The organism is Halogeometricum pallidum JCM 14848 (genome assembly GCF_000337095.1).
Taxonomy (GTDB): Archaea; Halobacteriota; Halobacteria; order Halobacteriales; family Haloferacaceae; genus Halogeometricum; species Halogeometricum pallidum.
On the sequence record NZ_AOIV01000024.1, the window covers coordinates 166517 to 172899 of the forward strand.

A 6383-nucleotide genomic window follows, 5' to 3' on the forward strand; every position below is an offset into this window, starting at 1 on the left:
TATATTTCACTATGGTCGTTGTTTCATCTCTCACAACCCTCGCGACTACCGGCACCGACGATACGGGACGAGACCCATAGAGTGCCCTCTCGCCGCGCCGAAACGTGACGCGACCGGATTTCGACGCGACTCACTGTGATCGGATGCGGCGCGCCTACAGGAACTCGATATCTCCCGGCCCGTTCGTGATGTGCGTCTCGAACGTCATCGTGCTCGCGTCCTGTTCGACGAGGCGCCAGTACGTCTCGGCGATGTCGTCGGGGTCGAGATACGCCGCCTCGTCCTCTACCTCCCGGTTCGGCGGCCGGATGCCGCCGTCGAGAACGACGTGCGCGACGTGGACGCCCTCCGATCCGAGTTCCTTCGCCATCGACTCGGCCATCCCCCGCGCGCCGAACTTCGCCGCGGAGAAGCCGAGCGCCCCGTCCCGCCCTCGGACGGCCGAGGTCGCCCCCGTGAAGAGCACCGTCCCCGTCTTCTCGTCGCCCTCCGTCTCGCCTCGCTCCAGCATGTCGTCGACGGCCTCCTGCGCGCAGACGAACGCGCCGCGGACGCCGACGGCCGTCGCGTGGTCGAGTTCCTCGACGGAGAGTTCGCGCAGGCCCTTCCACGATCCGCTGCTGGCGTGGTTGACGAGCACGTCGACCGGTCCGAACGCTCCGCGCACCTCCTCGAACGCCGACCGAATCTCGTCGGGGTCCGCGAGGTCCGTCGGCACCGCGAGGGCCTCGCCCGGTCCCTCCGCTACCTCCGCGGCGAGTTCGTTGAGGTACGATTCCGACCGCGCGAGCAGCGCGACCGAACAGCCCTCCGCGGCGAACCTTCGGACGATGGACGCTCCGAGTCCCGGACCGACGCCGGCGACGACGGCGACACGTGTCATGCTTTTCGACAGGGACGCCAGCACCAAAACGGTGGGCGCGGCGTGCGCGGGCGGCGCGAGAGCGCAACGCTTGTGCGGGCCTGTTGCGACGCACCGGGTATGAAGACGACCGGCGGAACGGACGACCAGAAGCGCCGCGCGGCCGAACGCGCGGCCGACCTCGTCTCCTCGGGCGAGACGGTCGGACTCGGCACCGGAAGCACCGCGGCGTTCGCCGTCCGCGCCCTCGGACGGGCGGTCGAGGCGGGCGAACTCGAAGACGTATTCGGCGTCGCCACCTCCTTCGCCTCGCGCGAACTCGCACGCGAGGCGGGCGTCCCCCTCTGCTCGCTGGACGAAGTCGAATGCATCGACGTGGCCATCGACGGCTCGGACCAGGTCGACGCCGACGGCAATCTGATAAAGGGCGGCGGCGCGGCCCACGCCCGCGAGAAGGTGGTCGACGCGGCGGCCCACCGGTTCGTCGTCGTCGCCGACCCCTCCAAACTCGCGGAGACGCTCGACCGACCGGTACCGCTCGAAGTGCTCCCCGCCGCCCGGACCCTCGTCTCGGCGCGCGTCGACGAACTCGGCGGCGACCCAGTTCTCCGGACCGCCGACAGGAAAGACGGTCCGGTCGTCACCGACAACGGGAACTTCGTGCTGGACTGCGACTTCGGGGCCATCGACGACCCGGCGTCGCTCTCGGCGGATCTCTCGGCGACGCCCGGCGTCGTCGAACACGGCCTGTTCGTCGGACTCGCGGACGAGGCGTACGTCGGCACCGACGACGGCGTGGACGCGCGAACCTACTGACGCCGAAAGTCGCAAAGCGCCGGAACTTCGGAGGCCGGGACGCGGCCGACGCTACGCGGAGGCGATTCCTGCACCTGTCGGCGAAGTAACTGTTCAATCGGACGGCGACGCGGCTACGCGGGTGGCGTCGAAAGAAAAATACGGGGTTAGGGGACCCGGATTACAGGTCGCGGGGCTGGACCGTCTTCCGGTCGTTTTCTTCCGCACGGCGGGCGGCGTCTTCGAGCAGTTCCTTCACTTCCTCGTCGAGCGCGTCATAGAAGTCAGAAGCGACGTTCTTGTCGTTGAGCGCTTCCTTGACGGCTGCCTTGACAATAAGGTCTGCCATACACGCCTTCTTTCTGGGGCCTACTTAATAAGATTTCCCAAATCGGCCGCCTCTCCGCTCATATCCACGAGATATGGCCTTTGGGAGGGGACGGATTTATATATAGGGAGGTCGCATAAGGGGGTTCCGCCGTTCACGGGCGTCACGGGGTCCGAGACGCCCGGGAACCTCGTTTCGGGGGGTCGGTCGGCCGGAAGCGATAGGTAGGTGGGCCTCGGCCGCGAACGCACGTCCATGCGAGACATCTTAGAGGCCGTCGCGGCGGGGGACCTCGACCCGGCCGTCGCGGAAGCGCGCCTCTCGGGTTATGCGACGACGGGCGCCGGGCGGTTTGACGCCGCCCGAGAGACGCGACGCGGCGTCCCCGAGGCCATCCTCGCCGAGGGGAAGACGCCCGACGAGGCGGCGACGCTGGCGGCGGCGGCCGTCCAGTCGACCGGACGGGCCGTACTCACCCGCGCGACCGACGCTCACGCGGACGCCGTCGCGGACGCGTTGGACGAGACGACGACGCTCGACCGGGACCGCCGGGCGCGGACGCTCGTCGCGCGCGCGCCCGACTTCGAGCGACCGACGCTGGACGCGACGGTCGGTCTGGTCACGGGCGGCACCTCGGACGCCGAGGCGGCGGGCGAGGCGGCCGTCATCCTCGAAGCGATGGGGGCGACGGTGACGCGCGCCGAGGACGTGGGCGTCGCCCACCTCGGCCGCGTCCTCGACCACTTAGACGCCCTCCGCGCGGCGGACGTCCTCGTCGTCGCCGCCGGCCGCGAGGGCGCCCTCCCGACCGTCGTCGCCGGACTCGTCGACACGCCGGTCATCGGCCTGCCCGTCTCGACGGGCTACGGCCACGGCGGCGCGGGCGAGGCGGCCCTCGCGGGGATGCTCCAGTCCTGCACCGTCATCTCGACGGTCAACGTCGACGCCGGATTCGTCGCCGGCGCGCAGGCCGGACTCATCGCCCGTGCGGTGAGCGGCGCGCGCGCGGCGACCGAGGGAGGAGGCGACGCGACCGACGAACGCGCCGAGGACGGCGAGAGCGACCGGAACGACGCCGGCGAGCGCTGAGACGCCGTTCGACCTCTCGTCCGCCGAGAGCCGACGACGGTTCGCGCAGGCGTGCCACTCGGTACCAGACGAACGTCCGATTCCGGCTCCCATCACTGGACGTTTCGCAATTGTGCGCGCACGCGCGTGAAGGCCTTTACGTGCGGGAACCGTAGCCGAGGTACCGGCACACGTGGTGGCTGCCGGACTCAACAATGCCAACTTGCGACCACTGCGGGTCGCACGTGTCAGAGCGCTTCGCGCGCGTGTTCACCGACGGTAACGGGCGTCTGCTCGCCTGTCCAAACTGCTCGGCGAACGCGGGCATCGCTGAAGTCGCGCGACACCGAACCCGCACTGCCTGAGCCGCTGAAGCGGAGGAAAGACCACCACGCGAAGCCGTCACCTCTTGTACGCGGCCGGCCTGAACCACCGGCCCGTCCTCAACCCGCCAGCGACGCCTCGGGACGGACGACCTTTGACGCGCGGCCGTGCGGACCAGAAGCGCTACTTGACTCCCCGACCACCCTCCCGTCATCATGAGCGACGGACGTTCCATCCTCCTAACGAACGACGACGGCATCGACGCGCCGGGCATCGCCACCCTCCGCGAGGAACTCACCGCCCTCGGCGACGTGACCGTCGTCGCCCCCGACGACAATCAGAGCGGCGTCGGCCGCACGCGCAACCACACGGCGGTGGTCCGCGAGCACCCCTGGGGGTACGCCCTCGGCGGCACACCCGCCGACTGCGTCGCCTACGGCCTCCGCGGACTGGATACCGACTTCGACGTCGTCGTCTCCGGCGTCAACGACGGCCCGAACGCCGGCAACTACGTCGTCGGTCGCTCCGGTACCGTCGGTGCGGGCATCGAGGCGGCCTTCCTCGGCACGCCCGCCCTCGCCGTCTCGGCGTACCACTCGACGGACTTCTTCCTCTCGCCGCCCGAGGAGTACGACTTCGCCCGCCCCGCCCGCGTCGCCGTCGCCCTCGTCGAACGCGCCCTCGCGGCGGGCGTCTACGAGGACGTGGACCTGTTGAACGTCAACGCGCCCGTCGACTCCCCGGAACCGCCGGTGATGCTGACCGAACCGCACCACGACTACGGGCAGAAGGTCGTCCGCGTCGACGACGACGCGGACGAGGAGGGGGAACTCGCCCCCGACGAACACCGCGTCGAACTGCACGACCGGACGTGGCCCGACGCCGTCGGATGGGAGAATCCGTTCCCCCTCGCGGAGACGCACCGCGACCGCTACCCGGTCGGGTCGGACCGCCGCGCGATGGTCGACGCCGCCGTCAGCGTTTCGCCCCTGACGGTCACCCACTCCGTTCCCGACAGCGCGCGCCTCGCCGACGTCGTGGAGACGCTCGAAGTCGAGTGACGCCGATGAGCGAGCACTACGTCTACGTTCTCCGCTGTTCGGACGACTCGCTGTACACGGGGTACACGACGGACGTGGCGCGGCGCGTCGAAGAACACGACGCCGGCGAGGGGGCGAAGTACACCCGCGGGCGAACGCCCGTCGAACTCGTCCACACCGAGTCCTACGAGTCGAAATCGACGGCGATGTCGCGGGAGTACGAGATAAAACAGCTATCGCGGTCGCAGAAGGAGCGGCTGGTGGAGTGAAGGCGTCGCCGTCCGTCTCCCTCAGTCGTCCGCGCTGGGTGCCTGCTTCTGCCCGCCCTGCAGGCGTTCGGCCTCCTCGACGACCGATTCGGCCAGCGAGACGAGGCGGCGGCGCACGTCCTCGTCGGTGAGTTTCTCGCCGTCGTAGACGTTGTAGGCGCCGCGGACGCCGACCTGTTCGGGGACGACGCGGCCGTGGACGCCGCGGACGGTGCTCCGCATGTGCTCCAACGTCGCGCCGTAAGAGCCCCCGCCCGCGGTGGCGAGGAGGCCGACGGCGGTGCCCTCGAACTCGTCTTTCGAGCAGTAGTCGTGGAAGTTCCGCCACGTCGAGGAGTACGACCCGTGGTAGACGGGCGACCCGATGAGCAGGCCGTCCGCCTCGCGGACGAGTCGGGTGAGGCGTTCGGAGTCGCCCTGTTCGTCGATATCCGGGTGGTAGAGCGGGAGGTCCACGTCGCCCAAATCGAGCATCTCCGTCTCGGCACCGGCCTCTTCGGCGGCGGCGAGAGCGATGCGGAGCGACTTCAGCGTGTGACTCCCCTCGCGTCTGCTCCCGCAGACGGCGACGATACGTACCATTACCGTCGGTGAGTCACCGACGGCCAAAAGGCGTTGGCTTCCGGTCGGCGCGGCCGGTTTCGGGTCCCCCCGACCGCCGCGCGGTCCGCATCGCGTTCGCCGCTGACGCGGCCGCGCCGTACCTTTTTCACCGGCCGCGGCGTCCGTTTCCGCATGGACGCTATCTCTTTCGGAACCGACGGCTGGCGCGCGACGCTGGACACGTTCACGGACGACCGGGTTCGCATCGTGGGGCAGGCCGTCGCCGACTATCTCTCCGACGAGGGGTTCGACGCGCCCGTCCTCGTCGGCTACGACGCGCGGGAGACGTCGCTCGGATTCGCCGAATCGCTCGCGGAGGTGCTCGCCGGCAACGGCTTCGACGTGCTCCTCCCCGACCGGGACCGGCCGACGCCCCTCGTCGCCCACGCCATCGTGGACCGCGGCCTCTCGGGCGCGCTGATGGTCACGGCGTCGCACAACCCCGCGGAGTACAACGGCGTCAAGTTCATCCCCTCCGACGGCGCGCCGGCGCTCCCGGGGGTGACCGAGTCCATCGAGGAACGCCTCGCCGAACCCGACCTGCTCCCCGAGGACGAACGCGGGACGATAGAGGAAGTCGACATCGTGACGCCGCACTTCGAGCACGCCCGCGAACTCATCGACGCGGACCTCTCGGGTCTGACGGTCGCCTACGACGCGATGCACGGCAGCGGTCGCGGCGTCACCGACGCCCTGCTCGAATCGGCGGGCGCCGACGTCGTGTCCATCCGCGACGAACGCGACCCGGACTTCGGCGGCACGCCGCCGGAACCGAGCGCAGAGAACCTCGAGCGGTTGGTCGAGACGGTCCGCGAGGAGGACGCCGACCTCGGCGTCGCCAACGACGGCGACTCCGACCGCGTCGCGTTCGTCACCCCCGAACGCGGTCACCTCGACGAGAACCTCTTTTTCGCGGCCGCCTACGACTACCTGCTCGAATCGGACTCCGGTCCGGCCATCCGCACCGTCTCCACGACGTTCCTCATCGACCGCATCGCCGAGGAGCACGGCGAAGAGGTGTTCGAGACGGCTGTCGGCTTCAAGTGGGTCGCCGACGCGATGAAGGAACACGACGCGCTGATGGGCGGCGAGGA

The 6383-nt window shown here is 69.7% G+C and carries 9 protein-coding genes; 6 read left to right on the forward strand and 3 right to left on the reverse strand.

Going from position 1 to position 6383, the window contains the following annotated elements:
• Window positions 1-154: 154 nt before the first annotated feature.
• Window positions 155-883: an SDR family NAD(P)-dependent oxidoreductase gene (locus C474_RS10905; protein WP_008386728.1), complete on the reverse strand. Its 729-nt coding sequence runs from the start codon at window positions 881-883 to the stop codon at window positions 155-157.
• 99 nt (window positions 884-982) lie between these two features.
• Here C474_RS10905 and rpiA point away from each other — a divergent pair, with 99 nt between their 5' ends.
• Entirely contained in the window at window positions 983-1678 is a 696-nt protein-coding gene (rpiA, locus tag C474_RS10910) for a ribose-5-phosphate isomerase RpiA (protein WP_008386730.1), read from the forward strand.
• Between the two features lie 160 nt (window positions 1679-1838).
• On the opposite strand, the gene C474_RS10915 is transcribed toward rpiA, so the two are convergent.
• On the reverse strand, window positions 1839-2006 hold the full coding sequence (locus C474_RS10915) for a DUF1931 family protein (protein ID WP_006055446.1): 168 nt from the start codon (window positions 2004-2006) through the stop codon (window positions 1839-1841).
• 234 nt (window positions 2007-2240) lie between these two features.
• Between C474_RS10915 and larB the strand changes: the two genes are divergently transcribed.
• The 4 genes from larB (at window position 2241) to C474_RS10930 (ending at window position 4686) form a co-directional block, all read left to right on the forward strand.
• Window positions 2241-3074, forward strand: a complete 834-nt coding sequence (larB, locus tag C474_RS10920) for a nickel pincer cofactor biosynthesis protein LarB (protein ID WP_049916922.1) — start codon at window positions 2241-2243, stop codon at window positions 3072-3074.
• A gap of 194 nt (window positions 3075-3268) precedes the next feature.
• On the forward strand, window positions 3269-3418 hold the full coding sequence (locus tag C474_RS23675) for a DUF7563 family protein (protein WP_425499626.1): 150 nt from the start codon (window positions 3269-3271) through the stop codon (window positions 3416-3418).
• A 174-nt stretch (window positions 3419-3592) separates the two neighbouring features.
• Window positions 3593-4438 carry a 5'/3'-nucleotidase SurE gene (surE, locus tag C474_RS10925; RefSeq protein WP_008386743.1) on the forward strand — a complete coding sequence of 282 codons (846 nt, stop codon included), beginning with the start codon at window positions 3593-3595 and terminating at the stop codon, window positions 4436-4438.
• A gap of 5 nt (window positions 4439-4443) precedes the next feature.
• Window positions 4444-4686 (forward strand): GIY-YIG nuclease family protein, encoded by a 243-nt coding sequence (locus C474_RS10930; protein WP_008386745.1) that lies wholly within the window; start codon window positions 4444-4446, stop codon window positions 4684-4686.
• A gap of 21 nt (window positions 4687-4707) precedes the next feature.
• On the opposite strand, the gene C474_RS10935 is transcribed toward C474_RS10930, so the two are convergent.
• Entirely contained in the window at window positions 4708-5268 is a 561-nt protein-coding gene (locus C474_RS10935) for an NADPH-dependent FMN reductase (RefSeq protein WP_008386746.1), read from the reverse strand.
• Between the two features lie 153 nt (window positions 5269-5421).
• On the opposite strand from C474_RS10935, the gene C474_RS10940 reads away from it, so the two are divergent.
• The coding region (locus C474_RS10940; protein ID WP_008386747.1) for a phosphohexomutase domain-containing protein at window positions 5422-6383 on the forward strand (962 nt) is incomplete at its 3' end.